The sequence below is a fragment of the Lysinibacillus sp. GW247-5R2A genome (assembly GCF_059424475.1).
Genome location: NZ_JBWKZL010000011.1, coordinates 54,730 through 78,881, shown reverse-complemented (window position 1 = coordinate 78,881; position 24,152 = coordinate 54,730). Strand labels below are relative to the sequence as shown.

Below are 24,152 nucleotides of genomic sequence, written 5' to 3'. Positions count from 1 at the left end.
TAAAGTAATTTATTAAGGGCGGTGATGATTATGCTTTCAATTGGTGAATTCTCGAAAATATCACATCTTACGTTGAAGACACTTCGATACTATGATGAAATTGAGCTTTTAAAGCCTGCTTCCATAGACAGTCAAAATAACTACCGCTGCTATCATCCCACTTGGTCTAATTTTAGTATTTATATTTGGGTATATTCCTAAATCCGACGATTATGCAAGTATGGAGAACAATTGACAGTATATAAACGGAAAACAAAAAAGTTAATTCCGTTTATCTGGTAAATCCGAAACATGCGTTTCAAACAGAGCCAGATCACCCTTTAACTTGGGACAAATGCCTATTTTTATTCTATAAAAAAATAATTATGAATATGTACCATTAACAGGTTTTGCTTGTTGCTTCGTCTATTGGCACTAGCTAGTTCTTCGTCTTACAAAATTAAAAAAGCTGCGGCTTTTACTAAACGCCACAGCTAATAAAAAGTGCGTGCGAGGCACCAATATCAATGTATGCAATAGAATGTTACTTATTACTTTTAATATTTTAACTAGGATGAGATGTTTTAAAACAAAAAGCCACTTTGAAATCTCTTCAGCATCTTTTGTAGGAAGAAACAATGTGGAGTTCATTTTATACTTCAAAAAGCTTACTGAACAAATAACTTTGAGGGATAATTCTTTATAATAAAGAATGTAAATACAACCGGCAAAGGCTGCCGGTTGTGGATGTTGAGTAAATTTACTTTGTATTGTTTTCGTTTGAAAATCGCCCAGACGCAAATTTTTTGTTAGCTTCAGCTTGTTGAATTTGCTGTCTGATTTCATTAGCATCCGTCTCATTTCCAAATTCTTGGCTCATCGAATTCGTTGAACCAGAAGCTTGCATTTTCTTAGCTTCAGCCTGTTGGATTTGTTGTTTAATTTGATTTACATCAGTTTCATTTCCAAATTCCTGGCTCATGGCATTTGGAGTTTTTGAGTTAAAGTTTTGATTGTTGTTCGCCATTATAAATCACCTCCTGAAAGTAGTGTGTACAGAAGGTGTATTTATATCCGTTATTTTCTAAAGCTTGTACGTTTAAAGTTTTCGACCTAATTAGCAGCTTGGCTTGAAGAGGCAGAAACAAAGTAATAATTTAATAGCACAAGTCACAAATATTGTAGCTAGCCTAATAGAAATGACCAGCAAAACCAATTTAGCCAAGCTGGTCATTTTAAGTTACGTCGTTAATTGTAGGTCTTAAGCCTGAAAGGGCATAAGTCTATCATTGTATTTACGAACATAGTATACTACGATATTCTATTTATAGAAAATATTTCTTTTTTCTAAGAAATATTTTCTTAAAATCTATTACTTCACTAAGGAGGAAATTTTTTTCATGAAAAATAAATTATCCGGGGTGTTAGCTGCTACTTTAGCGTTAACGATAAGCCTACCAACAGGAGCTATGGCAGTTTCTGACAATCAGACTGCGGTTATAGTGAGCCAAGAAGTTGCTAGCCATAAACTGAAAAAAATAGCAGCAGAGAAGGCAAATTTACTCACGCAGTCCTATGGGACGACTAGTGTGCAGTATGCGTTAATTGATAATGGTAAAGTTATTTTGTCGGGTCAAACAGGCAAGAACGATCTGGAAGGAAAACAGCCGCTGACTAAAAATACTCTTTACGGAATTGGTTCAGTTAGTAAAATCTATACAACGGCGGCTGTGATGAAATTGGTCGACGAGGGAAAAGTTGATTTAGATGTTCCAGTCGTTCATTACATTCCTGATTTTCAGATGAAAGACGAGCGTTACAAACGCATTACGCCACGTATGCTGCTGAACCACTCCTCCGGCTTGCAAGGTACTGGGTACGGCAATAGCTTTTTATTTGATGACAATGATACCTATGCCCATGATAACTTGTTGCGACAATTGTCCAACCAGAGCTTAAAAGCGGACCCTGGTGCATTCTCAGTATACTGCAACGACGGCTTTACGTTGGCTGAGATTATGGTGGAAAAAGTAAGTGGAATGAGCTTTACCGAATTTATACAACAGCAGTTTATGGAACCCTTAAAGCTCAATCATACGAAAACACCGCAGAACACAGGGAAAAACGACAAGTTTGCTGGGCTTTATTTTCCAACGTACGACGGGCAGCTTCCTGCTGAATCGGTGAATGTGATTGGAACGGGAGGAATCTCATCCACAGCAGTAGATATGGTGCGTTTTTCACAAATATTTATGGGACAGGGAAAAGGAATTCTCTCTGATAAGGCCGTCAAGGCAATGGAGCAAGAGGAATATAAAAAAGGAATGTGGCCAGCGGATGGAGATAATATTATCAACTATGGTCTTGGCTGGGATAGTGTGAAACTATATCCATTCAGTGAATACGGGATAAAGGGCTTGACTAAAGGTGGAGATACAGGACTACAACATGCTTCATTGGTCGTACTTCCTGAGCAGAAGATGGCAGTGGCTGTGTTGTCATCTGGCGGTAGTAGCTCAACAAATCAACTGATGGCGACAGACATACTGCTCGCAGCGCTTAAAGAAAAGGGCGTCATCAAGGATATCAAGCCGAACAAATCCTTTGGCAAGCCGGTCAAGGCCAAAATGCCTGAAGATATAGCAAAGAAAGCGGGTTTTTACGGCAATAGTTTCAGTCATTTCAACATAGAAATTACAAAGAATGGAGAATTACTCTTACCCGGTAATTCAGAAGAAAAATATGTCTATACTGCGGATGGAAGCTTCATTCATGAAACAGGCACTTCCAAGCTCTACTTCATCAAAGAAAAGAATAACCGAACATATTTAGTGGAGAGCTCATTTATTTCGTTACCAGGTTTAGGGCAAGTAGCGGTAACTCAATATTTGGCTGAGAAACTAGAAGACAATATGCTATCGAAGGAAACGACTGTCGCATGGGCACAAAGGGAAGGGGCTAAGTATTATCTCGTAAATGAAAAATATAGTTCTGCTCTATATCTCTTACCAATGATGCTGACAACAGAAATTAACCGTAATGAAGGTCTAGATGGCTATTGGAATGGCAGAAAAATTACAGGTCCGAACACGGCTGCGCATCAGCTTCAGATCCCTGTATCGGCAGGGCGTGATACGTCGGAAGCTCGTTTCTATACAGAAGACGGTAATGAATATATGGAGATGGGCGGATTGTTATACGTAAGTGGGTCCAACGTAAAATCACTTGATGCAAGCCAATCATCCAAAGTGAAGCTACAAGCAAATGGTCATGCAGAATGGTTGACGATCCCAGAAGCGGCAGCTGGGAAAACGATGACAGTGTCATTACCAGCAAATAGTTCGTTCGCAGTGTATGATGAAGAAGGACAGTACGTCAATTTTACTGTTGTGAGCGGCAATAACAAAGTAAAGCTGCCGAAGAACGGATCGGTTGTATTTGCGGGTGCACCGAACTCGGAATTTACAATCACGCTGAACTAGTACTACTACAATCGGATGGGTATTCTAAGTATAAATTTAAACCACTGCCCACATGATCATATGCTTAATTTATGCAATGAAATAGATAGAAGATAATAATTAATACACACACAAATCACTCATTTGAAAAATAATGAGTGATTTTCATTTTATTCTTCTATTAATAGAGAAAAGATACACCTACCGAACTTTATGTTCTCGTATTCCATAGAAGCATCCTACACATTGCAAGATATGGTCAATGGATTTTGGGAGGGAAGTAAATTAAAAAATGGAGCCATTTCCATAATAGAGAATGGCATAATAGGCAATTAGAATAAGGGTACAAAATGGGATACACGAAGCTAAACCAAATGGCTTAATACTATATTTTATGTATTAAAAATACATGGAAATAGACGTTAAAGGTCAGGTAGTTTTTCTAGAAATAAAAGGCTGTAGCGATACACACGCTACAGCTCGTTGGTTGTATTAACAGTCTTCTTCTCTTTTTAAGAAAGTTGCACCGACAATGATCAAAAGAATAAATAGAACAACAATTAGGGCAAATGTTGAGCCATTATTAGATCCGCCGCCATAATAGCCACCATTTTCTATGCCGCCTACATTTCCACAGTATCCCATAATATATCCCTCCTTTCTACAATACATAGTATGTTAGCTGTAGACAAGGATGGGGGTGTTAACCTATCAATTATAGGGCTACATAAAGTATATTTTTGTTAGACGAGACAATAAAAAAAGCCATTAGGGATAGGAGCGATCATTAGATATATAATTAGGGTCTATGTGATCAGCTTAGCTTTACCTTACTATTCATAAATGTGATAGCTAGTCATGAAAATAGTTAAAGCCTTTCAGAAACTGCCGAAGCAAATTTGAAGAAGACATATATTGAAAAAAGCCCCATCAGATAGTTTGAAGGGGCTCTCCTATACGATATGTGTATGATGATAGTACTGAAATGGTTATTTGTATTTTTTAGCTAGAGATTCGCTGCCAATTGCTCCAATGATCGTCATAAAAAATGGTGCAATTTGAAAGAATAGAGAATCCTTTAGGAACACAATATTTAAATCAAATAACTTATTTCCTATGACAATGAATATTTTAGCTAGAATGAATAAGAATCCAATAATTAGAAGAATATCAAAGAATAACTTCCATCTTGGATAGACTAATTTTTGGCTATCTTTGATGAGTTTCTCTTTCAAAGAATGATCCTCCTTTACTAATTCATCAAGCGTAATATCAAAAATGTCACTTAACTTAATTAACAATTCAATACTAGGGTAACTTTCTCCTCGTTCCCATTTGGAGATAGATTGTCTACTAATATTAAGTTTTTCTCCAAGCTGTTGTTGTGACATATTATGCTTTTGACGTTCTTCTTTTATTTTTGAAGAAAAATACATATGATCAACTCCTATCCACAGTATATTTATTTGCATAAAAAAACTAAAGAACCGTATCGTTGCATAGGGTGTAAACTATTAGTTTCCCCTTGGAAAATGCGTTTATATATGTGTATAGTCCTTTATTTACATGGTCATTATTACAAAATAGTTCTTTGGTGGAATTTTCGTGAACAAACCATTTTGTCTGTATCTTATAATAACGGGTTCTGTTGTTGATTGCGAAATGTAAAAAAAGTAAAATTAAAGGGAGATCAGTTCGCAAGCGAATTAGACTCCCTTTTAAATATGGATTTATCAGTATTTTATCATGTGCAAGTTTCTAGCAAAATCTATTACAATAGCGAACAACTGCAGACCAGCAGTCAGTGCTTAAATATTTAGAAAAGGGGTGAGTGTGATGACGAAAATTTCCTATAGTGGTTTGAAATATGGAAAAAGTGATGTGGAAATAAAAATATTGGTGGATATACAAAATGATTGGTTAGAGATAACACATACCAAGGAAGTCTCTCAAGTTATGAACAAAACAACAGGTGAATATATCATAGTCAATCGAAATACCTTGAAACTTGAGATAATTTAAGCTTTCAATAAAGCTTGCATAGAGGTAAAGCCATTAGTCGTTGTGATACCGAGTATGAAATATGAAGAGTGGAAAAAGCAAAAGGGGTTTTAATCCTTTTGCTTAATTTCTAAAAATACTGAGAAACTGAATGCACTAAACATTATGATTGAAAAAATAATGGTAGCGGTAGATTTGAGAGAAACTGATGTTAACAATAAAACTAGAGTACCAATGGTAATGGCTATGCGCACTAAAATATTTGTTTTTTTACTAGGCTTAAAAAAATCCTCCAAAATGCCAAGAAAAAAACAAGATGCTATCAATATGAGATACTCATAAAGTAGTATTGGCTCTAAATATTCTGGACTGACCCTTGTTAATTGAATAGCAGAAAGAATCATTAGAATATATTTGGTATATGTAAAAATGACCGACAAAGTATCACCTCATTTTTATGATAGCCTACTAAATAATGGAAGTCTAGATGGGATTTGGAGTAATTTTAACCAAAAGTCGCCTATTTTGGTGGCTTGTTAATTTTGCCATGTATCTCGCACCATACTAAACAATAGTTCTGAACGAATGCAATTTAATATTCAAACAAGCATAACCCCGTTCTAAGCGAGGACGGGGTTAAAAATAAAAGCGGGATAGTTTTTACACAAAAAATCCTTCTATTAAAAACCTACTGAACAAAGACGATAGACTGGGTAAGAATTTCCCTGTTATTTGAAACGTATTAGGCTAATGTTTTATTTTGCATTAGATAATTTTTCAATTGCTTCTTGTTCAGTGGGAACAAAAAATATATGGTTTCCTTTATTACATTCATAAATAAAATCTTTCAGTGCTTTACTACTATAAACTGAAAAATCACCTATAATAGCAAACTTAATATGGTAATTAACGAACTTTTGAAGGATATTACCTGCAAGTTTTGTACTAAGATTAAAAAAATCTTCTGAAATGGCTTCCTTATTTAGTGCCAATCGATTACTGCCTGTTTCATAGCTAGTCGTCATAATTAAGTCCAAAGCACTTTGTTCATCTTTCAATAAAATAGTATCTTCATGAACGAGTGCTATTTTTTGTCCGTTAACTTCTGTTATTTTTATATTCATTTTCATTACCCCTATTAACTATAATGATTTCTATTATAACCTAAATTTTCAATTGTGAAATGTATAGAGTAATAGGGAGACACATTACGGTGATAGTAAAAATTTTCATTAATATTAAAGGGTTTGATAGTGGTAATTATATCCATATTTTCTTTTGTTTTGTATAATAAAAGTACATTATTTAAAAGGTGATGGTCATTTTGCTAACAATCTTACAAATTGTTTTTTCAATCCTAGTAGTATCATTCTCAACTTACGGAATTATCACAGGTGATTATCGGTTAAATTTCTTAATGATATTGTTCTTAGGTGTTTTGCTTTTAATTTTAGGATTGAAAGAATTTCAAAAAGAAAGAAAAGTTAATGGCTGGTTCCTTATTGGGGTATTTTTATTTTCAGTATTTGTATCCATTACTAGTATCTTTTAATAAACGGGAGGTATTACCTCGATTTTTTAAGCTTTCATCGTCGGATGGAGGCAATTTCTTGTGCTTTGAAACGACATCCAACAGCCAACAAGCAACAGATTGAGAGAGTAGAGCTTGAGGTGGTGATGAGTGGGCTTGGTAGAATAAGATTCCAATTCGGGAATTCTTGCATTATGATAATGCTTGGGGGATGTAGGTTTCCTCGCCATCATGGATAACAATGGAGGGTTTAAATGACACCAGAGCATATTGTTAAGACATTTTTTGAAGAAGTACGTTCAGGAAAAAATCCAGATTATGCAACTGAATTAATGGCAGACCAAGTATTGGCACACCAAGTTATTTCAGAAGAAGAAATAACGGTTGTAAGAACGCCAAAGGATTATGCTGACCATGTAAAAGAAATGATAGACGCGTATGGCGATTTTTCATTAGAAATACAAGAATGTATAGTACAAGATCAGAAAGTATATATACGTTGGAAACAAGCTGGTACGCATGTTGGAGAGGTCGATGGATTTCAGCCAACCAATCTTCCGGTTATTGAAATAGCGAGCGCGGTTTATAGAATAGAAGATGAAAAAATAGTAGAATACTGGATTCAAATTGATCGAGCTGGTATTGAAAATCAACTCAAACGCAATACGAATAATTAACATCCTTCGGGGTGTTTTTATTTTGTTCTGAAATGTGAGTATTAGACCGCCATTCTATGTTTTGGAAATCTGTTGTCAGCAAAAGGGGCGGTGTTCGGTATGGAGTGATAGGGGATATTACCATTCAATACATTGCCAATCTTTTAAAGCTGTTTGGTGAAGGATTGAGCGGCAAAAAATAAGAATAATCCCGATTAGTAGGGGATACATTTGGTTTATCTCAGACGTTCATTTTTCGGCACTATAGAGCGCCATACATGCACTTAATCAAATTAAATGTTCTTGACAATATTAAAAAAATTGATTAATTTAAAGTAGACCGGTCACTATAGAAATGAGGGAAACAATGAAAAATAAAAATAATTCAACACGGGATCATTTGATTGATACGGCTACAAGACTTTTTCATTTGCAAGGTTATCAGGCGACAGGCTTAAATCAAATTTTGAAAGAATCAGGGACACCAAAGGGTTCACTTTATCACTATTTTCCAGATGGTAAAGATCAGCTTGTGAAGGAAGTTGTTGAGTCGTCATCACAACGGCTACTGGATAACATTCAGTTACACTTAAATTCAGACCCTGATCCAACAATTGCGGTGAAAAATTATTTAAATCATTTGAGTGAGAACTTTGAATATCTGGACACGCCCGATATGTTAAATATGCCACCGTTTGCATTGATTTCAATGGAGTCAGCTTTTATGAACGAAGAGATTCGGGTAGTTTGTCAAGAGAATTACAGGAAGGTTCAACAAGTCTATTCTAATAAGTTTGTTGAATCAGGTATGTCTACAGACAAAGCAAATGCACTAGCAGTTTCCCTTTGCTCAACTATCATAGGCGTTTTAGTATTAGCCATTACAGAGAAATCGAATGAACCCATCAATATGCTTCAAAAAATAGTTCCAAGTTTCTTTTTATAAGAGCTTAGAACTTATTTTTTGAACTTAAATTATATAGACTGGTCTAATATAATGTGACCTAATTAGAAGGAGTAATGATGAATACAGAACAGCAACGAAACTCAAAACCAATGATTGCATTATTAATGATGGCAGCATTTGTAGGACTTTTTGGAGAAACAGCCATGAATATGGCCATGACTGATGTGATGAGAGATTTTGGAATTAGTGCGACAAGTGCACAATGGTTAACAACAGGCAATCCTTTGTCCTTTACCCGTAAGCTTCTATCTTTTTAAAGCAATTTGAATTAAGCATCCACTATATATCCGCCTAGATAAACTTATTTTACCATGCAGAGAAGGGGAGCTAGGGAAAGGACATACGCCATCTAATTCCCAACAATATATGTAAAGGACATGTAACACAAAAATCTTTAGAAAAAACGCTCATTCATACCAAGCCTTATTCAATAGCTCAATACCTTGAGAAATCTCTTCCTCATTTAAGTTGGCAAATCCAAGCATTACTTTTGGAGCTAATTCCTCCGAAGGGGTGGCGTAAAAAATGGAGGTTGGATATACTTTTACTCCTTCGATTTTTGCTTTTTCAATAAGTTCATCTTCACTCATATTATTATTGGGCTCTAGCAGTAAATGCAGACCACCACTGTCCCCATAGATTTTCATCTTATCGCCAAATATTTGGTGAATGGCTTTTATGAGGGCTTCATATCTTTTCTTATAATTGTTTCTAGATTTATTAAGATGTCTCTCCCAATGCCCACTTTCCATAAATAGTTGTAAAGTATGTTGATGTAATCTCGATACGGTTTGAACATAATAACTGTTTTTACTATATACATTTATTAAATTTCTAGGTAATACCATATAGCTTATCTTGATGGATGGAATTAAGGATTTAGAGAAGGTCCCCATATAAATTACATGATCACATGAATCCAATCCTTGAAGTGCGGGTATTGGCTTACCGGCATATCTAAATTCACCATCATAATCATCCTCTATAATATAGGCATTCTCTTCTTTTGCCCATTCTAATAATTCTAGTCTTCTGGAAATAGGCATCACATGACCTATTGGGAATTGATGGGATGGCGTCACATAAATGGCTTTTATGTGGCTATTTCGTAAATGGGTAATACTCAATCCTTTTTCATCTAATGGTATGGGCTTCATCTTGATGTGATGATCTTTAAATAGATAGCGAACTCGATGATACCCTGGATCTTCCATCCCATAAAGCTCGTCTCTCCCAATTATGTTACATAGCACGCCTAAAAGATATTGTAAACCTGCCCCAATGACAATTTGATCTGCTGAACATTTAACTCCTCTAGCTTCATAAAGATAGGTTGCAATATATTGTCTTAATTTAAGCTCACCTTGTGCATCTCCATACATAAAAAGGTGACTCTGTTCTTCATGAAGGCTGTGCATACTCAATTGACGCCAAATTTTATAGGGAAAATCTTTTACATTAACATCTCCATATTTAAAATCAAACTTAGTGGCAGCACTATCTTTTATTTGGTTAGATTTTTGGGGCATCTCAACGGATTTTAAAACAGAATTCTGAAAATAATGCTTCTCCAGTTCTACAACATAAAGACCTTGTCGTTCCTTACTTACCACATAACCTTCTGCAAGGAGTTGTTGATAGGCCGTATCTACAGTATTACGACTAATGTTTAAGTGTTGTGCTAGACTTCGTTGAGAGGGCAGCTTGGTTTTAGCGACGATGTTGCCATGTTGAATTTCAACTTTTAAATATTTATATAACTGAAAATAAAGTGGTTCTTCATTGTTTAATATGGGGGTAATTTCAATCATACGTTTCACTGGCTCCTTCCAAAATTACATATTTGGCACTGTTAATAGGTGCAATCAACCTTTTATAATCAAATTACATGGTGAAACGGAAACTGTAAACAATTAAGACGATTGTTATTTTTTTATTTCACAATGATTGAAAAGAGGAGGGGTTTATATGTTTATTCCAAAGTATTATAAAATAACAGATATGAAAGAAATACAAGAATTTATTAAAATGAATTCATTTGCGACAATTGTAGCGATAAGTAAGGGGAGACCCATAGCATCCCATATTCCATTACTGCTTAATCAAGATCAGGATGACTATTACTTAACGGGTCACTTAGCTTACGGTAATCCATTATGGAAAACGTTCGAGGAGACAGATCAACTATTAACTATTTTTAATGGTCCACATGCTTATATTTCTTCATCTTGGTATGAACAAGAGAATGTACCTACTTGGAATTATCAAGCGGTTCATATTTATGGGAAAGCAAGTATTATGGAAGGTACGGAATTAGAACAGGATTTATCGAAATTACTAGAAAAATATGAGAAATTCCGTGAAAACCCTGTCCTGTGGGAAAAGCTATCTCCTGAAATGTTACAAAAAGAGATAAAAGGAATAAAAGGATTTAAAATAAAGGTAGAAGAGGTTCAGGCTGCTTATAAATTAAGTCAAAATCGGAATAGTACGGATTACGCCAATATTATTAAAGAGCTTTATCAAGAAGACGATCCACAGGCTTCTGCAGTAGCTGAGGCAATGAAGAAAAACAGAAAAGACTAAAACAAAAGGCAGAAACGAGGTAATAAGAGCGTTTCTGCCTTTTAATGAAATCGAAGAAAGAGAAGATTAAGAAACAAAAAAGAGCTGTCCTATAATAGAACAGCTAATAATTAGTAAAATTATTTTGCAGATTTAAAAAGTGCTTTTCCTTTGTTGTATACAAATCTTTCCCACTTAGCTAGCAGCCCATTTCCATTCTCGCCATTTTCTAAGGCTAACGCGTGATTTTTATGGAAATCTTTTACTCGATGATGATGTTCTTTTTGCCATTGGTGTAAAGGACGATGGTTCATTGTCTAACCTCCTTTTAGTGATTTAAGTATATGGCGAAAAGAGATTGATGAAAAGTAATCTGTACCTTTTTGGAAAAGAAAAATAATTCGTTACCTTATTTCAATCGCGAAAGGAATTTGGCGGTCCATGATATTTCTCCTATTCATTTCGTAGATTGAAAGGGTACAATACCATTAGTTGTTTTAGGCAATAATTTTATGGATAGAGAAATTGGGTTATTGAAATTAATTCATTCATAAGTTTTTTTTCTAAATTAGAGAGGTAGAAAAATGGGTATGGTAACTTTTAGTACTTTGATAGCTTTTGCACTGGTTTCACTTGGGATGGTTTGTTCGCCAGGACCGAATATGATGTATCTCATTTCTCGTTCTATTACACAAGGACGGATGGCAGGATTCATATCTTTATTAGGGATAATGTTAGGTTTTATCATTTACATAATTGCTACAATGTTTGGACTTACAGTGCTGTTCATTACGGTTCCATTTTTATATGAATTGGTGAAATGGTCAGGAGCCGTGTATTTATTATGGCTCGCTTGGAATTCGATAAAACCTGGGGCAACATCTATTCTTGAACCTCGAACAGGTTCTATAGAACCACCAAGCAAACTATTTTTAATGGGACTTATGACGAATTTGCTAAATCCTAAGATTGCCATTTTGTATGTATCACTATTACCTCAATTTGAAGATCCCACTAAGGGTTCTTTACTGATTCAGGGGGGGATATTGGGCCTAACACAAATCACCGTGAGTTTTATAGTCAATCTCATTATTGTTTTGGTAGCTAGTCGAGTTGCCAAATTATTGGGCACACGTCCTACGTGGTTAAAAGTCCAACAATGGTTCATGGCAAGTGTTTTGACATGTCTTGCTGCCAATCTTGTATTTGACCGTAGATAAAGTTTGATATAACTAGCCCTTAATGAAATGAAAGATATTGGCGCATGGGCGTTGTCTATGCATATAGGCTAAGATTTGTATTCCTACAATGGCTGGTCCATTAGTTTGTTCGACTATTCGAAAGGCATATAGAGGGTGATTAAAGTTAGTGAGAGAAGGTCGTTTATAAGAAGTGTATTCTTAGAATTAATAAGAATCATTGTTATTTTTATAGTTTTTGGATGTCTTATGTGGGGAGCGGTCCAACGCATTTATACCACTTTACAAACAAAGTTGGATCAGGATATTGGCTGGTTCCCAGGGATTGCAATATACATCATATTATTCATCCTGTATCGTAATAAGTTACAATTCTCAGGCTTTTATGAAGGCCCCCATCAAAAAGTATTACCCAAAAAAGTAACTCTTGTATTAATCGCTTGCTCTCTATTACTATTCCTACTACCAATCTTCATACAATAAACAAGAGCATCTAGTGGCAATAGGCTCAGGGCTCGTTTTTAGAGTCCAGGTCTTTTTTTTTCATAAATTTTCCGTACTTCAAAACCTAGCATGAAATACGAAATCCTATTGTTGTTGGACAGTTAGGAAAAATAGAAATAAAAAAGGGTCAATTTTCGGGGCGACCCTTTTATGGTAAACATAGAAAAGGCTGTTATGATTATTTTACCTCGAAGAAGGAAGGCTATATGGAGACTATTTATTATTGCCCGACATTTATGTTGAACAAAGCTAGCGCCTAGTGCCGACAATAATTAAAAGTATGAATAGGACAACGATTAGTGCGAATGATAAATTATCGTGTTTTTCATAGTTTGTACCCATTATAAATCCCTCCTTTCTATCATCTAGAATATGTAAAGTTATAGATAGGAGAGATGCTATTCATCTAATCCATCCTTTCTTTTGAAAAATTTAATATGAATATTTCGTCCATAAAGTTCCTATTTATTTCATGCAAATAGAAGATTGCTGAAATCAGTCGCTTAGTGCGGGAATATGAATCGATAATGTCAGTTCCTGCGCTTACCCGGGAAATTTTTTTCTTATTTCCTAGGCGAGTAAACTAATTGATTAGGGAAATATAAATCATGGCAGCATATGAAATAATAGCGGATGAACGGATTACCGAGGAAATAAGGCTGTACAGGGAGCGTCATTTGGTAGTGAAATGATTGCTAGCATAAAGTGAATGGTTCTTTTTACAGACAGTAAGTTTGATGGGAATCCAGTTGGCTTAATAAATAAACATAAACCAAGAGTGGTAGTAGGTGAACAGCTCACGGCTCTAAAGATATGAATTTTGTGTTAAAAACAGGATACAATTTGTGTTAAAATGATACAAAATTAAGGGGTGATTCATTTGATCAACTATCCATTTTTAAAAGAGGACATGACCATTGGAGTTACAGCACCTTCCTCTGGTGTACCCGTTGAACTTCATGATTTATTGAAAACAGCATGTATTCGTATGGAAAACAAGGGGTTTAGAGTCATTTGTGGAGAAACTGCTTGGACTCAGGATAAGGCAAAATCTGCCTCTGCTATGAAGCGTGCCGAAGAGTTTCATGACATGATGGCTAATGATGATATCGATATTATTATTCCTCCATGGGGTGGAGAGCTTCTTATTGAAATACTTGAAAATATTGATTTCTCCAATATTCAGCCAAAATGGGTATTAGGGTACTCAGATGTTAGTCTATTATTGTTGGCAATGACATTAACAACGGGTATCGCTACTGCACATGGAACGAACTTAGTAGATTTAAGAGGAGAGTATTCTGATGATACAACTGCCATGTGGCAATCCATTTTATCCTTAAAAAAAGGCGAATCCATCGTACAGCATTCGTCAGACTACTATCAAAAAGAATGGCAGTTCGATAGCACCTCGCCTTATGTTTTTAATTTTACGGAAAAAACGAAATGGCAATCTACATCAGTGGAGAGGGTAAACATTCAAGGGCGTTTACTTGGTGGATGTATAGATACTATCAGACATTTAATTGGAACGAAATTCGGTGAGGTTCAAAGCTTTCAAGAAACGCATATTCAAGGTGAATCTATTATATGGTACTTTGAAAACTGCGAATTATCCACGACTGATCTACGCAGATCCCTTGTACAAATGAAATTAGCTGGATGGTTTAATAATTGTTCAGGTATTCTATTTGGTAGAAGTGCCGCGAATCCATCCGTTGGAAACTATACTATCGAAGATGTGTATCAAGAACTTTCCGAGGAGCTACAAATTCCTCTTATCTATGACATTGATTGTGGGCATGTGCCACCACAAATTACTTTTATAAACGGAGCATATGCTGAAATAGAATCATACAACGGAAAAGGGACTATTGTGCAACACTTTATTTAATCCCAATGTTAAAGCACCCTCTAAAAGATTTAGAGGGTGGGTGTTTGTATGGTTATGCGATTAGATGGAATTTCGATAAGCTTTTTGTGTGGTGAAGTACTTAGATTTTGATAAAATATTTTGGAGATTATGTTGCGCTAATGGTCCTAATTTATTACTAGTAGAGCCCAACAATCCATCCTTAGCCGCATTTTTAAGTGTGTCAATTTGTTTAGTTGTGAGTTTAGAGGTTTTGCTGCTTTCAATAATTTTATTCACATTATCGATTCTCTCTTGTTTCTCTTTAGAAGTGCGGTTAATGTCGTTACTGTTTTGGTTGTTTTGTTTTTGCTGTGTGATACCTTGTTTATAAGATCGACGAGTCATTAAATATTGCATAGTTGATGATGAGTTTCTCGATGTTATCATAAAAGTTTCCACCTTCCTAATTTTTTTGTATTTACCATACATATCCTATTATCGTCCAAAACTCTCTTTACATTAGCTTCAAAATTAAATTATGGAGAAGATGAACATGAAAATGAACTTAGCACAGATGAATTTAAAAATTTTACCTGATTTTAATGAATCCCAAATAAAGGGAATGAAGGATTTGAATCTATTTGATAACGATTTGAGGGAAATACCTACAGAAATCTTTCAATTGACGAGTATAGAAATACTCAATATTTCAGTCAATAGCATTCACAATTTGCCAGCAGAAATCACGAACTTAAAGAATCTGAGAATGTTAGATGCAGGGCATAATCATATTGACCTCATTCCTCCAGAAATTGGTCAATTAGTGAATATGGAGGACTATTTGTATTTTCATCATAATCAATTGCAATCGATTCCTCCTGAAATCGGCCAGCTTACAAAAGTAAGATATTTAAACTTAAGTGATAATTTGTTGAGTGAACTACCAGAGGAAATAGGGAATTTGAATAAATTGGTAGAACTGCGAATAATGAATAATCGATTAACGGAGTTGCCAGAAAGTTTGTGTAGATTAACGGATTTAAGAGAATTACATTTGAAAAAAAATAGCATGACTAATCTGCCTGAAAAAATCGGAGAACTAGCCTTATTACGGGTTTTAGAGTTAGAAGACAATCAATTACAGGAAGTACCTGATTCATTACATACATGTATAAAATTAAGGCGGTTAAATCTCAGACAAAATAAATTGAAAACATTGCCGGCATCGATAGGCCATTTGAAAAATCTAATAGAATTAGATCTACGAAGTAATGATTTAAAGGAATTACCGGAATCATTATTGGCAATGGAAAGCTTAGAACGACTAGATTTAAGATGGAATCATGAATTAAAAATCCCGAGCTGGTTAGACGAATTAGAGGCGAGAGGCTGTATCGTATATTTGTAGAATTAGAACAGTTGAGTATACTTTGACCATATAAGTATAGTTCGAAAAGCACGTGAATAGTTCTAGCTAAACGTTTTTATCGTAAATAAAAAGGCCTTCCACAATCAAATGTGGAGGGCTATTTTTATGCAATTGTCTAAATCTATCCAGTATGGTTAAAAGTTTTTTACCTTGATCAAATGCTCTTGATAAACTGTAGTTTCCACTATTTATCCTCTTTTTTTGTGCAAAAGTATCTTTCTTTTCAACAATAAAGATTTGTGTACGGAACATATAGATTATTTTTACAATAGTGTTTAATTTCGCTTGTTATTGTAACAACAATAGTGTACGATACATAGTATGAATTATACACTGTATGTCATATAGTATAAAAATTGAGGTGGGTGAATGAGTACACTACTGAATTCATTATCGACAGAACTTAGGAGAGGAACGCTGACATTAGCCGTATTGAGTCAATTACGAACACCCCAGTATGGGTATTCCCTTGTTCAGTTATTGGAAGATTCGGGCATTAACATTGATCAAAGTACCTTATATCCATTGCTTCGCCGATTAGAAAAACAGGATTTAGTGACGAGCAGCTGGGATACATCTGAGAGCAGACCGCGAAAGTATTATGTATTAAGTGAATATGGATTAGAAATCTTTTTGCAATTAAAAAATGAATGGATTAATAATTCAAAACAGCTTTATGAGTTATTAAAAGGGGATGAGGATAAAGATGAATCTGATTGATATTTATATTCAAGAGGTCACACGGAGGTTGCCGGAAAAAAATCGTGAGGATATCGCACTAGAGTTACGCTCAACAATTAGCGATATGTTGTCTGATGATTACAGGGATGATGATGTAAAGGATGTTCTTGAAAAATTAGGGAATCCAGCAGAATTAGCGAGTGGTTATCGAGATCAGCCTATGCATTTAATTGGCCCACGCTATTTTGATGTATATGTATCGTTATTAAAAATGATCTTACCAATTGCCGCTGTCATTGCGTTAATCTCGATGGTGGCTGAATATTTTATTGGTTTTGGTGGAGAAGAAGATGTTATCAATGCTGTTCTCACACTTTTAGGTGAAGGAATATTTAGAATCATCGAAGTAGGAATTCACGTCTTTTTTTGGCTAACGCTCGTATTTGTTATTGTTGAACGAACGGATAAAGAAAAAGACCAGCATCCATTGTCAACGAGTCTTAAAAAATGGACCCCTGACGATTTGAAAAACGTCCTTTATATTCCTAAGAAAAAGGCGATTACGAGGCTTGAAGTATTTGGCTATTTAATGTGGACGGCGATTTGGGCAACTCTTTACTTTAATGCCAATCACCTTTTAGGAATCTATGAAGGCGGAAGAAATGGACTCCAATTTGTAACACCAGCATTTAATCAGGATGTTTTGCTTCGTTATTGGCCCATTATAATAGTTATTATCGCACTTGAAATTGGGCTAGCACTCTACAAATTATTCAAAAGACAATGGACGAAAAAAATAGCCATCTTTCATGCTATTCTTGAGCTATTATCAACGGTTGTCTTTATTGTGATAATCAGTAATCCGAATGTAATGAGCCAAGAATTTATAACTCACATGAGTAAATTATTTAGCACAACAACGAAGCAATTTGAACTATGGGTAGTTAGCGGGGAAATCATCATATTTATTTTATCTGTAGCCATTAATATATTTGATGGATTCCGTAAGGCTCGTATTCGTTAATTCTTTTTGCTATCTTCCATCACGCCATTTAGCTTAAATGATTTTAGCTAGTCCCCAAAAAGAACACATGACGAATACGAACGTTGAATAAGATAGCTTCCATCTATTTTTTGTGTGCCAGCTCATGTTATAATGAGGAGCTTAAGTTAATTAAGACCTTGAACGGATGCCAAGAAAAGCCTCCGCAGAACGAGAAAATATGGAGGTGTAAGAAAATGAATAAACGTTGGACGATTGGTAAAATTAAAGAATTTGTTGAGAACAATTCGGAAAGTAAGTTGCTATCAACGGAATATCACGGGTTTTCTCAAAAGTTACTATTCAAATGTGCATGTGGTAGTAACTTTGAAAAAACATTTACTAAATTTAAAAATAAACATCAACGAAAATGTGATGTATGCCAGCCACCAAAAGAGTCACGCTAAAGGTAGTGCCGATATTTAATAAAGCTTTATGTGACTTATGGCAAAATAATTTTAGATGAGTTTGATTAAAATCACCTTCCTCCTATAGTTTCTTTATAGAGGAGGTGATTTTTTTGTGTTTGTAATGAGGGCTGAAATTTTTCCAAGCAGGATGTGGGAGGGAAATAGTGTCATCAAAAGGGTAGACAAAAATACAGTAACGCTTACTACTCTTGAAAGAAATCTTCAGCAAGACGATTTAACTGTTTTGGTTGTTGAATATCAGGAATGGAGAGAAGGGGAAAGTGTCACTTTTCATTCAAGCTATGCCACTACAAGAGTCAATTTGCACTAGCCATTAAAAAGGCAGAAATGTTGCTTACACAACATTCCTGCCCTTGTTTCATCTATTTTTGGGTTATTCGTTGGAAAAATTCGCGCGTTCTATTCATATCTGATACATGCTCATTACATGTTTGGCTATCTGCACAAATATAATTACTATGGTTAGTAAATGTACCAACGACGTGCCCTTTAATGGAAGTCGTAAATAAGCCAACATCTGAATGACGATTACAGATGGCGCAAATACCGCGAACAGTATTGTTGGAAAATACCCCTTTAATTCCCTGTAGTTTGTCGTCTTGTTCGAGGACAACGTATTTTCGATGTGTCCCAACATCATCCCATGCTAGGTAACAAATTTGTTGAAAATCAAGTTCATCTAAATTAGGTAGCTTCAGCTTTTTCTCCTTTTTAAACAATGATTTGAGCGTGCTAGCTGTTACTGGCTTAAACGGTATGACATAGGGCTTTAACTGCTCTAACAAGGCATCGCCCTGCGCACGATCTGTGACGGTGAAAAGCTGTTCAACAAGCTGTGTTTCCTCGGTGGATAACTCTAATTTGGTAGTGATTTCCGTTTCAACAAGTCCCCGTACTGCAAGAATGACACTTTTGTCCTGCGTTGTGGTAAGGGCATGTAAAATTTTACTTAATTGCTGTTCCAGTAAGTGATAGTTTGCGACCGTTAAGAACGGCTGAATAGTTTGTTTTTCCATTTGAAATCTCTCCTGTTTTATAGGCTATTTTTAAAAGCATTTGGCCTAAGAGATCATTCAATTTCTGTTATGGATATAACTTAATTTAGACCTCTTTGACCTCAGAAGCCGTTCTAGAGCATGCATTACAAGTGAATGCGGACATTTCGATCCCTCCCTTAAGGATTGTTGATTTATATAAGTATTTTATTTTTAGTCTAAAAAGTGAATGATCTTGATTTTTTAATTTTATCAAAAGTTACGCTTGATTTTCAATAGTCAAATGACCAGTGAAGTGGTGATAAGTATTTAAACATGCGTATGACCCAATTGACTTTGAAATTTACTTCATTAACATATTATGCTCATAATCTATATAACAGCCCGTTGGTCTTGAAATCTAGAGCTTCTTAAGAGAAATTTAGGATTGTTAGCTTATTTTTAATAAACTAATTATTTTTCTACCATAAAAAAGAATAAAGTAAATAAGTGTAACATCTATAAAGAAATAAAGTATATTAAATTGAATTGAAGTAATACCATTTTTTGTAAATAAAGAAAATACAGATGATAACTCATTCTCACCGATGTAACTTATAAATTGAAAAGGGGCTCCAAATTTATTGGTACCATAAGATACAAAGAAAATGGACAATAAAGTCATGATAATGCTAATCCATAATAACCCCTTTTTATTTGTAACTTGCATTTAGCCACCTCCTTTTATATTCTAACTATCCATTATAATTATTATATAATAAAAAAATAAAAATGGTAATATTTTGGAAATGGATTAAGAAAATATTGGTAAAAAAGGATAATATTTTATATTATGAGAAAACCACTATTAGTAGCAGTAGCTTCATTTTCAGTATTAAGTTTTGCATCCGCACAGGGTGTTAATGCGCAAGAGACAGTAACACATGAAGAAGTATCTACAGCTGAACAAGAGCTTAGAGAAATTCAACAAAAGTATAATATTGAAGAAGTGGATATAAATACGATACCTGAAGAGCATATTATTAAGTTCGATTCTGTAGAAGACTTAGAGGTTTTTATTAAAGAGTTGCAGCTGGTAGATAGCGAAGAAGCTGATACCCCTTCTAATTTTTTAACAGTTTCTCAAGATCAACCTTTTAATTCTTTAGCTGCAGCAGCTGCCACTAAATATTATGATGATTCTGCAAAAATGGATTGGTATTCGCCTTTCACAGGGTGGGGTGCTACATCTTTGCTCCAGTTTAAACGCATAACTTTTGATTATAAGTATTATTATGCTGGTAAAGTAAAACGATTTAAATCTGATAGTATAACTAATATCGTATCTGATATTTATGGAGTAAGTGCTTGGACATGGACTCAATCAGGAAAAGGAAAATCAAAAATAAGTAACACACCAAGTGCATCTTCTGCAACGATTGAAACAGACGGATTTTACACTTTAGGTGTAACTTTAAATGGATTTACCATTGGAGCGAAATTACCGGGTACTATTAAGAGCACTTATGATTTATCATAAGTTTTAAAATTTTATGTAATAGAAGCCCAGACCTTCCATTAAATTTATGGTCTGGGCTTTTCCTGTTTTCATTAAATTATAATAATATTGACCCTTATCATAGGGCAAATGGCTTTATTTATTATCTGAATTGTTCGGTATATAAATGATTGCTATAATGGAATGAATTGGTTAATAAAGGAGGAATTGTGATGACACAGAAAATGAATAGTCAACAAAACAATGCTTGGAGAATTTATTCAATTTAGGAGGCACTATGCTATTAAATCAACAAGGTTTTGATCTATGGGCGGATGGCTATGACCAAACCGTTCAACTTAGTGAAGAAAATCAGCAATACCCATTTGCGGGCTATAAAGACATTTTAAATAAAATTTTTAAAGAGGTCATGCAAGTTCCGGCATCGACTGTATTAGATATTGGCTTTGGGACAGGTGTTTTAACAGCTAAACTTTATGAGCATGGGCACAAGATTGATGGCTTTGATTTTTCTTCGAAGATGATGGCTATTGCACAGGCAAAAATGCCAGAGGCTAACTTACTCGAATGGGATTTATCGAATGGTCTACCTGCCACACTGATGAACAAACAATATGATGCAATTGTTAGTACGTATGCCCTGCATCATTTTACTGATGAGCAGAAGGTTACGTATATCACGCAATTATTACAGCAACTAACACCCGAAGGTAAAATTTTAATAGGCGATGTTGCCTTTCAAACAAGAGAGCAGCTAGAACAATGCCGTCAGGCTAGCAAAGGCTATTGGGATGATGATGAGTTCTATTTTGTCCATGAGGAGCTAAAAACTAGCCTGCAGGATCGTTGTCAGCTACAATTTTACCCAATCTCGCATTGTGGTGGTGTTTTTGTAATATCGAATTGTACGGAGGAATAGATAAATGCTCATTCAAGATGTTTTATATGGAGCATTCGAAATAGATGGTGTGCTGGAGGAACTTATTCAGTCAGCGCCTGTTCAACGCTTAAAAGGAATTCATCAAGCTGGAGCGGGCTATTTGGTGAATCGTCAATGGACCATTACGAGATACGAGCATTCAATTGGTGTTATGCTGCTGATTAGACGATATGGTGGATCACTGGAAGAACAAATTGCCGGGTTATTACATGACGTTTCTCATACCGCATTTTCGCATGTAGTTGATGTGGTCCTTGAAAATACGGAGGAAGATTATCACGATACGATATTGCTAGACGTCATTCAGCCATCTGCAATCTCCGGAATTCTTAGCAAATACGGTTATGATATGGAGAAAATTTTATTTGATATAACGAGATGGTCTTTGCTGGAGCAACCAGCACCAGAACTATGTGCAGATCGAGTAGATTATACATTAAGAGATATGTTTCATTACGGACAAGCCTCATTCGAAGATATTCAACGATTTTTACAGGATGTATTCGTTTATCAAGGGAAGCTATGTGTGAAAACGATCGATAGTGCAGAATGGTTTGTGAATACGTATTATCAAGAAGTGATAGATTTTTTCATGGAACCACTCAATATTTTCGCAACGAATAAGCTAGCACATGTGCTACAGCTCGCCGTAGCAAGAGGCGTTCTATCCATGGTCGATTTTCAGAAAGATGATGAAGCGGTATGGCAACAGATAAAAACATCAAATGATGAGGAACTTCAACACCTATTACAACAGCTTCATGAAAAGGTAGAAGTGATTGAAGATGTAGAAAACTTTGATATTCATGGTCGACAAAAAGTACGATTGATTGATCCAAGTGTATATCATCACCAACAATTGTATAAGGCAAGCGACTTATCAGACTATGTAAAAGAAAGAAATACCCTTGCGATTAAAAAGTTTGAGAAGGGTGTTTATGTGAGAATCATCAAAAGTTAGTCAATAACAGATAGGGCTAATGTAAATAATGCGAAGGAGCTGTCAAAAGATAGCTCCTTTTTCTTGTTAGGCGAACATCGATAAAATATATTTGCCAGAAAGCATAAACAAAGCATAGACTGCTAGCGCACTCATTACCGAAGTACCAGGCTTAAACCAGTTCGTTAAAAGGAAGACGAGTACCGTAAATAATAGCATGCCGATTGCTCCGAACACGGTGTTTTGTAGCACTGTATGAAAGGTAGATGCTTTCATGTTTTTCATTTGCATGCCCATGTTAATCAAGGTCAAAATCGGCAGGGCCGTAATGACACCAGAAAGAAATAAATAGTTGGATTGGCTTAGTAACAGCGCTAACACCATGATGGTGCCGCCTATTAAAAAATACAGAATGTATAACATAGATTGCCCTCAATTAAATTCAGAATAGAGTCATAATACTGTAGAACCTCCATGTCTACAAGTAGCAATCGGTGATATTTAGCAAGATGTGCAAAAAAATAGATTTTTATGAAAATGAAATAGCAAATTTTTGTTAACGTGAATCATCATAACTTTCTAAGTTGGTTCTTCTCATCGCCTCCATTTGCCATTTTTGCTCTAGTAAACTATCTGAAAATATAAACTTTATAGAGAGTACTTTTAATATATCGTTAATTACGATATAATCGTATTCAACGATATATAGAAGGGGTACCATCATGATTACAAATATAAATGAGTATTTTACTACGATCTTTTATCATCTACATACAACACATGAAGATGTGATTTCTCACCAAAGTGTGCGGATTTTACAGATGATTCAAAAGGAAGAAGAGGTAACAGTACGCGATATTGCAGGGTTATTAAATATTTCTCCTAATACAGCGTCAGAGCATGTGAAAAAACTAGAGCGACATGCCTGGGTGACAAAAGAACGTGCGAGTGACGATCAACGTAAGGTTATTCTTCATTTGACAGTAGAGGGCTTACAAATACTGAAGAAAAACTCAGAATTAGATGAAGAAAAGCTTAAGCATGCACTTAATCAGCTAACAGAACAGGAACAACAGGCCATCCTACAGGCATTCCGACGTCTAAGTGAGGTGGCGAAATAATGTATACATTGTTTAAAATTCTTAGCTCGGCAGCCATTATTGGTGTCGTCACAGAAGTGGCCCGAAGATTTCCTTCCTATGGCGGAATTATTGCGGCATTACCTTTAGTGAGTATTTTAAGTATCATTTGGCTAACGGTGCAAAGTGAATCGAGCGAGCATATTCAACGCTTTACAGTTGGTGTCATTGTAGGTTTACCGGCAACTATGTGCATGCTGTTTGTTATTTACATGGCGATGAAATCCTCTATTCATATTGTCTTTGCTATTGGTCTAGGTATTCTTTCCTGGGCAGTTTTCTTAGGCATTCAAAAGGCCATTGCAGGTGTTTTTCATCTATCCATTTAACGAGGAGTTC

At 35.3% G+C, this 24,152-nt stretch carries 32 protein-coding genes and 1 pseudogene; 21 read left to right on the top strand and 12 right to left on the bottom strand.

Translation table 11 applies throughout. The annotated features are described in order from the left end of the window. Positions 1–30: 30 nt before the first annotated feature. Positions 31–153: pseudogene (locus tag AC07YC_RS16955) on the top strand (MerR family DNA-binding transcriptional regulator); the annotation flags it as partial. Between the two features lie 586 nt (positions 154–739). On the opposite strand, the gene AC07YC_RS16950 reads toward AC07YC_RS16955, so the two are convergent. Then, positions 740–1,006, bottom strand: a complete 267-nt coding sequence (locus tag AC07YC_RS16950) for a gamma-type small acid-soluble spore protein (protein WP_336634832.1) — start codon at positions 1,004–1,006, stop codon at positions 740–742. Positions 1,007–1,379: 373 nt separating this feature from the next. Between AC07YC_RS16950 and AC07YC_RS16945 the strand changes: the two genes are divergently transcribed. Further along, positions 1,380–3,461 carry a serine hydrolase domain-containing protein gene (locus tag AC07YC_RS16945; RefSeq protein WP_494919938.1) on the top strand — a complete coding sequence of 694 codons (2,082 nt, stop codon included), beginning with the start codon at positions 1,380–1,382 and terminating at the stop codon, positions 3,459–3,461. A gap of 471 nt (positions 3,462–3,932) precedes the next feature. Here the strand turns inward: AC07YC_RS16945 and AC07YC_RS16940 are convergent, their stop codons facing one another. Both AC07YC_RS16940 and AC07YC_RS16935 read right to left on the bottom strand, forming a co-directional pair. After that, positions 3,933–4,085 carry a YjcZ family sporulation protein gene (locus AC07YC_RS16940; protein WP_081937001.1) on the bottom strand — a complete coding sequence of 51 codons (153 nt, stop codon included), beginning with the start codon at positions 4,083–4,085 and terminating at the stop codon, positions 3,933–3,935. Positions 4,086–4,429: 344 nt separating this feature from the next. After that, positions 4,430–4,876, bottom strand: a complete 447-nt coding sequence (locus AC07YC_RS16935; RefSeq protein ID WP_372427124.1) for a helix-turn-helix domain-containing protein — start codon at positions 4,874–4,876, stop codon at positions 4,430–4,432. Between the two features lie 400 nt (positions 4,877–5,276). Between AC07YC_RS16935 and AC07YC_RS16930 the strand changes: the two genes are divergently transcribed. Together AC07YC_RS16930 and AC07YC_RS16925 are read left to right on the top strand one after the other, a co-directional pair. Then, positions 5,277–5,462: a hypothetical protein gene (locus tag AC07YC_RS16930; RefSeq protein WP_336634829.1), complete on the top strand. Its 186-nt coding sequence runs from the start codon at positions 5,277–5,279 to the stop codon at positions 5,460–5,462. A gap of 144 nt (positions 5,463–5,606) precedes the next feature. Next, on the top strand, positions 5,607–5,783 hold the full coding sequence (locus tag AC07YC_RS16925) for a hypothetical protein (protein ID WP_494919937.1): 177 nt from the start codon (positions 5,607–5,609) through the stop codon (positions 5,781–5,783). Between the two features lie 413 nt (positions 5,784–6,196). On the opposite strand, the gene AC07YC_RS16920 is transcribed toward AC07YC_RS16925, so the two are convergent. Continuing rightward, complete coding sequence (locus AC07YC_RS16920; RefSeq protein WP_494919936.1) at positions 6,197–6,565, bottom strand: DUF4180 domain-containing protein; 369 nt, start codon at positions 6,563–6,565, stop codon at positions 6,197–6,199. Between the two features lie 191 nt (positions 6,566–6,756). Between AC07YC_RS16920 and AC07YC_RS16915 the strand changes: the two genes are divergently transcribed. From AC07YC_RS16915 to AC07YC_RS16900, 4 genes are all read left to right on the top strand, one after another. After that, positions 6,757–6,993 (top strand): DUF3953 domain-containing protein, encoded by a 237-nt coding sequence (locus AC07YC_RS16915; protein WP_336634827.1) that lies wholly within the window; start codon positions 6,757–6,759, stop codon positions 6,991–6,993. A gap of 233 nt (positions 6,994–7,226) precedes the next feature. Continuing rightward, positions 7,227–7,649, top strand: coding sequence for an ester cyclase (locus tag AC07YC_RS16910; RefSeq protein ID WP_494919935.1), 423 nt, complete (start codon positions 7,227–7,229; stop codon positions 7,647–7,649). Positions 7,650–7,995: 346 nt separating this feature from the next. Beyond that, positions 7,996–8,574: a TetR/AcrR family transcriptional regulator gene (locus AC07YC_RS16905; protein WP_494919934.1), complete on the top strand. Its 579-nt coding sequence runs from the start codon at positions 7,996–7,998 to the stop codon at positions 8,572–8,574. A 77-nt stretch (positions 8,575–8,651) separates the two neighbouring features. Beyond that, the gene (locus AC07YC_RS16900; protein WP_494919933.1) at positions 8,652–8,852 is read left to right on the top strand and encodes a hypothetical protein; all 201 of its coding nucleotides are present in this window, start codon (positions 8,652–8,654) and stop codon (positions 8,850–8,852) included. Positions 8,853–9,002: 150 nt separating this feature from the next. On the opposite strand, the gene pdxR is transcribed toward AC07YC_RS16900, so the two are convergent. Then, on the bottom strand, positions 9,003–10,406 hold the full coding sequence (pdxR, locus tag AC07YC_RS16895; protein WP_494919932.1) for a MocR-like pyridoxine biosynthesis transcription factor PdxR: 1,404 nt from the start codon (positions 10,404–10,406) through the stop codon (positions 9,003–9,005). 157 nt (positions 10,407–10,563) lie between these two features. Here pdxR and AC07YC_RS16890 point away from each other — a divergent pair, with 157 nt between their 5' ends. Beyond that, positions 10,564–11,181 carry an FMN-binding negative transcriptional regulator gene (locus tag AC07YC_RS16890; protein ID WP_494919931.1) on the top strand — a complete coding sequence of 206 codons (618 nt, stop codon included), beginning with the start codon at positions 10,564–10,566 and terminating at the stop codon, positions 11,179–11,181. Positions 11,182–11,300: 119 nt separating this feature from the next. Here the strand turns inward: AC07YC_RS16890 and AC07YC_RS16885 are convergent, their stop codons facing one another. Beyond that, positions 11,301–11,474 (bottom strand): hypothetical protein, encoded by a 174-nt coding sequence (locus tag AC07YC_RS16885; RefSeq protein WP_336634822.1) that lies wholly within the window; start codon positions 11,472–11,474, stop codon positions 11,301–11,303. A 276-nt stretch (positions 11,475–11,750) separates the two neighbouring features. On the opposite strand from AC07YC_RS16885, the gene AC07YC_RS16880 reads away from it, so the two are divergent. Continuing rightward, a complete protein-coding gene (locus AC07YC_RS16880; RefSeq protein ID WP_494920018.1) occupies positions 11,751–12,380 on the top strand; it encodes a LysE family translocator in 630 nt (209 codons plus the stop codon). A 732-nt stretch (positions 12,381–13,112) separates the two neighbouring features. On the opposite strand, the gene AC07YC_RS16875 is transcribed toward AC07YC_RS16880, so the two are convergent. Further along, positions 13,113–13,205: a YjcZ family sporulation protein gene (locus tag AC07YC_RS16875; protein ID WP_336634820.1), complete on the bottom strand. Its 93-nt coding sequence runs from the start codon at positions 13,203–13,205 to the stop codon at positions 13,113–13,115. Between the two features lie 538 nt (positions 13,206–13,743). Here AC07YC_RS16875 and AC07YC_RS16870 point away from each other — a divergent pair. Further along, positions 13,744–14,757, top strand: coding sequence for a S66 family peptidase (locus AC07YC_RS16870; protein ID WP_336634819.1), 1,014 nt, complete (start codon positions 13,744–13,746; stop codon positions 14,755–14,757). A 60-nt stretch (positions 14,758–14,817) separates the two neighbouring features. Here the strand turns inward: AC07YC_RS16870 and AC07YC_RS16865 are convergent, their stop codons facing one another. After that, on the bottom strand, positions 14,818–15,165 hold the full coding sequence (locus AC07YC_RS16865; RefSeq protein ID WP_336634818.1) for a hypothetical protein: 348 nt from the start codon (positions 15,163–15,165) through the stop codon (positions 14,818–14,820). Between the two features lie 106 nt (positions 15,166–15,271). Here AC07YC_RS16865 and AC07YC_RS16860 point away from each other — a divergent pair, with 106 nt between their 5' ends. From AC07YC_RS16860 to AC07YC_RS16840, 5 genes are all read left to right on the top strand, one after another. Beyond that, positions 15,272–16,126, top strand: a complete 855-nt coding sequence (locus AC07YC_RS16860) for a leucine-rich repeat domain-containing protein (protein ID WP_494919930.1) — start codon at positions 15,272–15,274, stop codon at positions 16,124–16,126. 390 nt (positions 16,127–16,516) lie between these two features. Next, positions 16,517–16,867, top strand: a complete 351-nt coding sequence (locus tag AC07YC_RS16855; RefSeq protein WP_336634815.1) for a PadR family transcriptional regulator — start codon at positions 16,517–16,519, stop codon at positions 16,865–16,867. Next, positions 16,854–17,852, top strand: a complete 999-nt coding sequence (locus AC07YC_RS16850; protein ID WP_494919929.1) for an HAAS signaling domain-containing protein — start codon at positions 16,854–16,856, stop codon at positions 17,850–17,852. The genes AC07YC_RS16855 and AC07YC_RS16850 overlap by 14 nt, the downstream gene beginning before the upstream one ends. Before the next feature lie 215 nt (positions 17,853–18,067). Further along, on the top strand, positions 18,068–18,277 hold the full coding sequence (locus AC07YC_RS16845; RefSeq protein WP_025117169.1) for a hypothetical protein: 210 nt from the start codon (positions 18,068–18,070) through the stop codon (positions 18,275–18,277). 115 nt (positions 18,278–18,392) lie between these two features. After that, the gene (locus AC07YC_RS16840; RefSeq protein ID WP_494919928.1) at positions 18,393–18,611 is read left to right on the top strand and encodes a hypothetical protein; all 219 of its coding nucleotides are present in this window, start codon (positions 18,393–18,395) and stop codon (positions 18,609–18,611) included. A 52-nt stretch (positions 18,612–18,663) separates the two neighbouring features. Here the strand turns inward: AC07YC_RS16840 and AC07YC_RS16835 are convergent, their stop codons facing one another. Both AC07YC_RS16835 and AC07YC_RS16830 read right to left on the bottom strand, forming a co-directional pair. Continuing rightward, positions 18,664–19,317: a FusB/FusC family EF-G-binding protein gene (locus tag AC07YC_RS16835; protein ID WP_336634812.1), complete on the bottom strand. Its 654-nt coding sequence runs from the start codon at positions 19,315–19,317 to the stop codon at positions 18,664–18,666. A 409-nt stretch (positions 19,318–19,726) separates the two neighbouring features. Then, the gene (locus tag AC07YC_RS16830; protein ID WP_336634811.1) at positions 19,727–20,005 is read right to left on the bottom strand and encodes a hypothetical protein; all 279 of its coding nucleotides are present in this window, start codon (positions 20,003–20,005) and stop codon (positions 19,727–19,729) included. A 123-nt stretch (positions 20,006–20,128) separates the two neighbouring features. Here AC07YC_RS16830 and AC07YC_RS16825 point away from each other — a divergent pair, with 123 nt between their 5' ends. The 3 genes from AC07YC_RS16825 to AC07YC_RS16815 all read left to right on the top strand — a co-directional run bounded on the left by AC07YC_RS16825 (position 20,129) and on the right by AC07YC_RS16815 (position 22,695). Then, positions 20,129–20,815: a hypothetical protein gene (locus tag AC07YC_RS16825; RefSeq protein ID WP_494919927.1), complete on the top strand. Its 687-nt coding sequence runs from the start codon at positions 20,129–20,131 to the stop codon at positions 20,813–20,815. 256 nt (positions 20,816–21,071) lie between these two features. Next, positions 21,072–21,713 (top strand): class I SAM-dependent methyltransferase, encoded by a 642-nt coding sequence (locus AC07YC_RS16820; RefSeq protein ID WP_336634809.1) that lies wholly within the window; start codon positions 21,072–21,074, stop codon positions 21,711–21,713. Positions 21,714–21,717: 4 nt separating this feature from the next. Next, positions 21,718–22,695 (top strand): HD domain-containing protein, encoded by a 978-nt coding sequence (locus AC07YC_RS16815; RefSeq protein WP_494919926.1) that lies wholly within the window; start codon positions 21,718–21,720, stop codon positions 22,693–22,695. Between the two features lie 66 nt (positions 22,696–22,761). Here the strand turns inward: AC07YC_RS16815 and AC07YC_RS16810 are convergent, their stop codons facing one another. Beyond that, the gene (locus AC07YC_RS16810; protein WP_336634807.1) at positions 22,762–23,097 is read right to left on the bottom strand and encodes a hypothetical protein; all 336 of its coding nucleotides are present in this window, start codon (positions 23,095–23,097) and stop codon (positions 22,762–22,764) included. A 133-nt stretch (positions 23,098–23,230) separates the two neighbouring features. Next, entirely contained in the window at positions 23,231–23,398 is a 168-nt protein-coding gene (locus tag AC07YC_RS16805) for a hypothetical protein (protein ID WP_494919925.1), read from the bottom strand. Between AC07YC_RS16805 and AC07YC_RS16800 the strand changes: the two genes are divergently transcribed. Continuing rightward, positions 23,397–23,795 carry a MarR family winged helix-turn-helix transcriptional regulator gene (locus AC07YC_RS16800; RefSeq protein WP_025117176.1) on the top strand — a complete coding sequence of 133 codons (399 nt, stop codon included), beginning with the start codon at positions 23,397–23,399 and terminating at the stop codon, positions 23,793–23,795. The two genes, AC07YC_RS16805 and AC07YC_RS16800, sit on opposite strands and share 2 nt — an antisense overlap. Beyond that, a complete protein-coding gene (locus AC07YC_RS16795) occupies positions 23,795–24,142 on the top strand; it encodes a DUF3147 family protein (RefSeq protein ID WP_090001629.1) in 348 nt (115 codons plus the stop codon). Before AC07YC_RS16800 ends, AC07YC_RS16795 begins: the two co-directional genes overlap by 1 nt. Positions 24,143–24,152 lie beyond the last annotated feature (10 nt).

Bases quoted from the DNA above. Each gene is read 5' to 3' on its own strand.
- AC07YC_RS16950 (WP_336634832.1), bottom strand. From the start codon at position 1,006: ATGGCGAACAACAATCAAAACTTTAACTCAAAAACTCCAAATGCCATG.
- AC07YC_RS16945 (WP_494919938.1), top strand. From the start codon at position 1,380: ATGAAAAATAAATTATCCGGGGTGTTAGCTGCTACTTTAGCGTTAACG.
- AC07YC_RS16940 (WP_081937001.1), bottom strand. From the start codon at position 4,085: ATGGGATACTGTGGAAATGTAGGCGGCATAGAAAATGGTGGCTATTAT.
- AC07YC_RS16935 (WP_372427124.1), bottom strand. From the start codon at position 4,876: ATGTATTTTTCTTCAAAAATAAAAGAAGAACGTCAAAAGCATAATATG.
- AC07YC_RS16930 (WP_336634829.1), top strand. From the start codon at position 5,277: ATGACGAAAATTTCCTATAGTGGTTTGAAATATGGAAAAAGTGATGTG.
- AC07YC_RS16925 (WP_494919937.1), top strand. From the start codon at position 5,607: ATGATTGAAAAAATAATGGTAGCGGTAGATTTGAGAGAAACTGATGTT.
- AC07YC_RS16920 (WP_494919936.1), bottom strand. From the start codon at position 6,565: ATGAATATAAAAATAACAGAAGTTAACGGACAAAAAATAGCACTCGTT.
- AC07YC_RS16915 (WP_336634827.1), top strand. From the start codon at position 6,757: ATGGTCATTTTGCTAACAATCTTACAAATTGTTTTTTCAATCCTAGTA.
- AC07YC_RS16910 (WP_494919935.1), top strand. From the start codon at position 7,227: ATGACACCAGAGCATATTGTTAAGACATTTTTTGAAGAAGTACGTTCA.
- AC07YC_RS16905 (WP_494919934.1), top strand. From the start codon at position 7,996: ATGAAAAATAAAAATAATTCAACACGGGATCATTTGATTGATACGGCT.
- AC07YC_RS16900 (WP_494919933.1), top strand. From the start codon at position 8,652: ATGAATACAGAACAGCAACGAAACTCAAAACCAATGATTGCATTATTA.
- pdxR (WP_494919932.1), bottom strand. From the start codon at position 10,406: ATGATTGAAATTACCCCCATATTAAACAATGAAGAACCACTTTATTTT.
- AC07YC_RS16890 (WP_494919931.1), top strand. From the start codon at position 10,564: ATGTTTATTCCAAAGTATTATAAAATAACAGATATGAAAGAAATACAA.
- AC07YC_RS16885 (WP_336634822.1), bottom strand. From the start codon at position 11,474: ATGAACCATCGTCCTTTACACCAATGGCAAAAAGAACATCATCATCGA.
- AC07YC_RS16880 (WP_494920018.1), top strand. From the start codon at position 11,751: ATGGTAACTTTTAGTACTTTGATAGCTTTTGCACTGGTTTCACTTGGG.
- AC07YC_RS16875 (WP_336634820.1), bottom strand. From the start codon at position 13,205: ATGGGTACAAACTATGAAAAACACGATAATTTATCATTCGCACTAATC.
- AC07YC_RS16865 (WP_336634818.1), bottom strand. From the start codon at position 15,165: ATGATAACATCGAGAAACTCATCATCAACTATGCAATATTTAATGACT.
- AC07YC_RS16860 (WP_494919930.1), top strand. From the start codon at position 15,272: ATGAAAATGAACTTAGCACAGATGAATTTAAAAATTTTACCTGATTTT.
- AC07YC_RS16855 (WP_336634815.1), top strand. From the start codon at position 16,517: ATGAGTACACTACTGAATTCATTATCGACAGAACTTAGGAGAGGAACG.
- AC07YC_RS16850 (WP_494919929.1), top strand. From the start codon at position 16,854: ATGAATCTGATTGATATTTATATTCAAGAGGTCACACGGAGGTTGCCG.
- AC07YC_RS16845 (WP_025117169.1), top strand. From the start codon at position 18,068: ATGAATAAACGTTGGACGATTGGTAAAATTAAAGAATTTGTTGAGAAC.
- AC07YC_RS16835 (WP_336634812.1), bottom strand. From the start codon at position 19,317: ATGGAAAAACAAACTATTCAGCCGTTCTTAACGGTCGCAAACTATCAC.
- AC07YC_RS16830 (WP_336634811.1), bottom strand. From the start codon at position 20,005: ATGCAAGTTACAAATAAAAAGGGGTTATTATGGATTAGCATTATCATG.
- AC07YC_RS16825 (WP_494919927.1), top strand. From the start codon at position 20,129: ATGAGAAAACCACTATTAGTAGCAGTAGCTTCATTTTCAGTATTAAGT.
- AC07YC_RS16820 (WP_336634809.1), top strand. From the start codon at position 21,072: ATGCTATTAAATCAACAAGGTTTTGATCTATGGGCGGATGGCTATGAC.
- AC07YC_RS16815 (WP_494919926.1), top strand. From the start codon at position 21,718: ATGCTCATTCAAGATGTTTTATATGGAGCATTCGAAATAGATGGTGTG.
- AC07YC_RS16810 (WP_336634807.1), bottom strand. From the start codon at position 23,097: ATGTTATACATTCTGTATTTTTTAATAGGCGGCACCATCATGGTGTTA.
- AC07YC_RS16800 (WP_025117176.1), top strand. From the start codon at position 23,397: ATGATTACAAATATAAATGAGTATTTTACTACGATCTTTTATCATCTA.
- AC07YC_RS16805 (WP_494919925.1), bottom strand. From the start codon at position 23,398: ATGATGGTACCCCTTCTATATATCGTTGAATACGATTATATCGTAATT.
- AC07YC_RS16795 (WP_090001629.1), top strand. From the start codon at position 23,795: ATGTATACATTGTTTAAAATTCTTAGCTCGGCAGCCATTATTGGTGTC.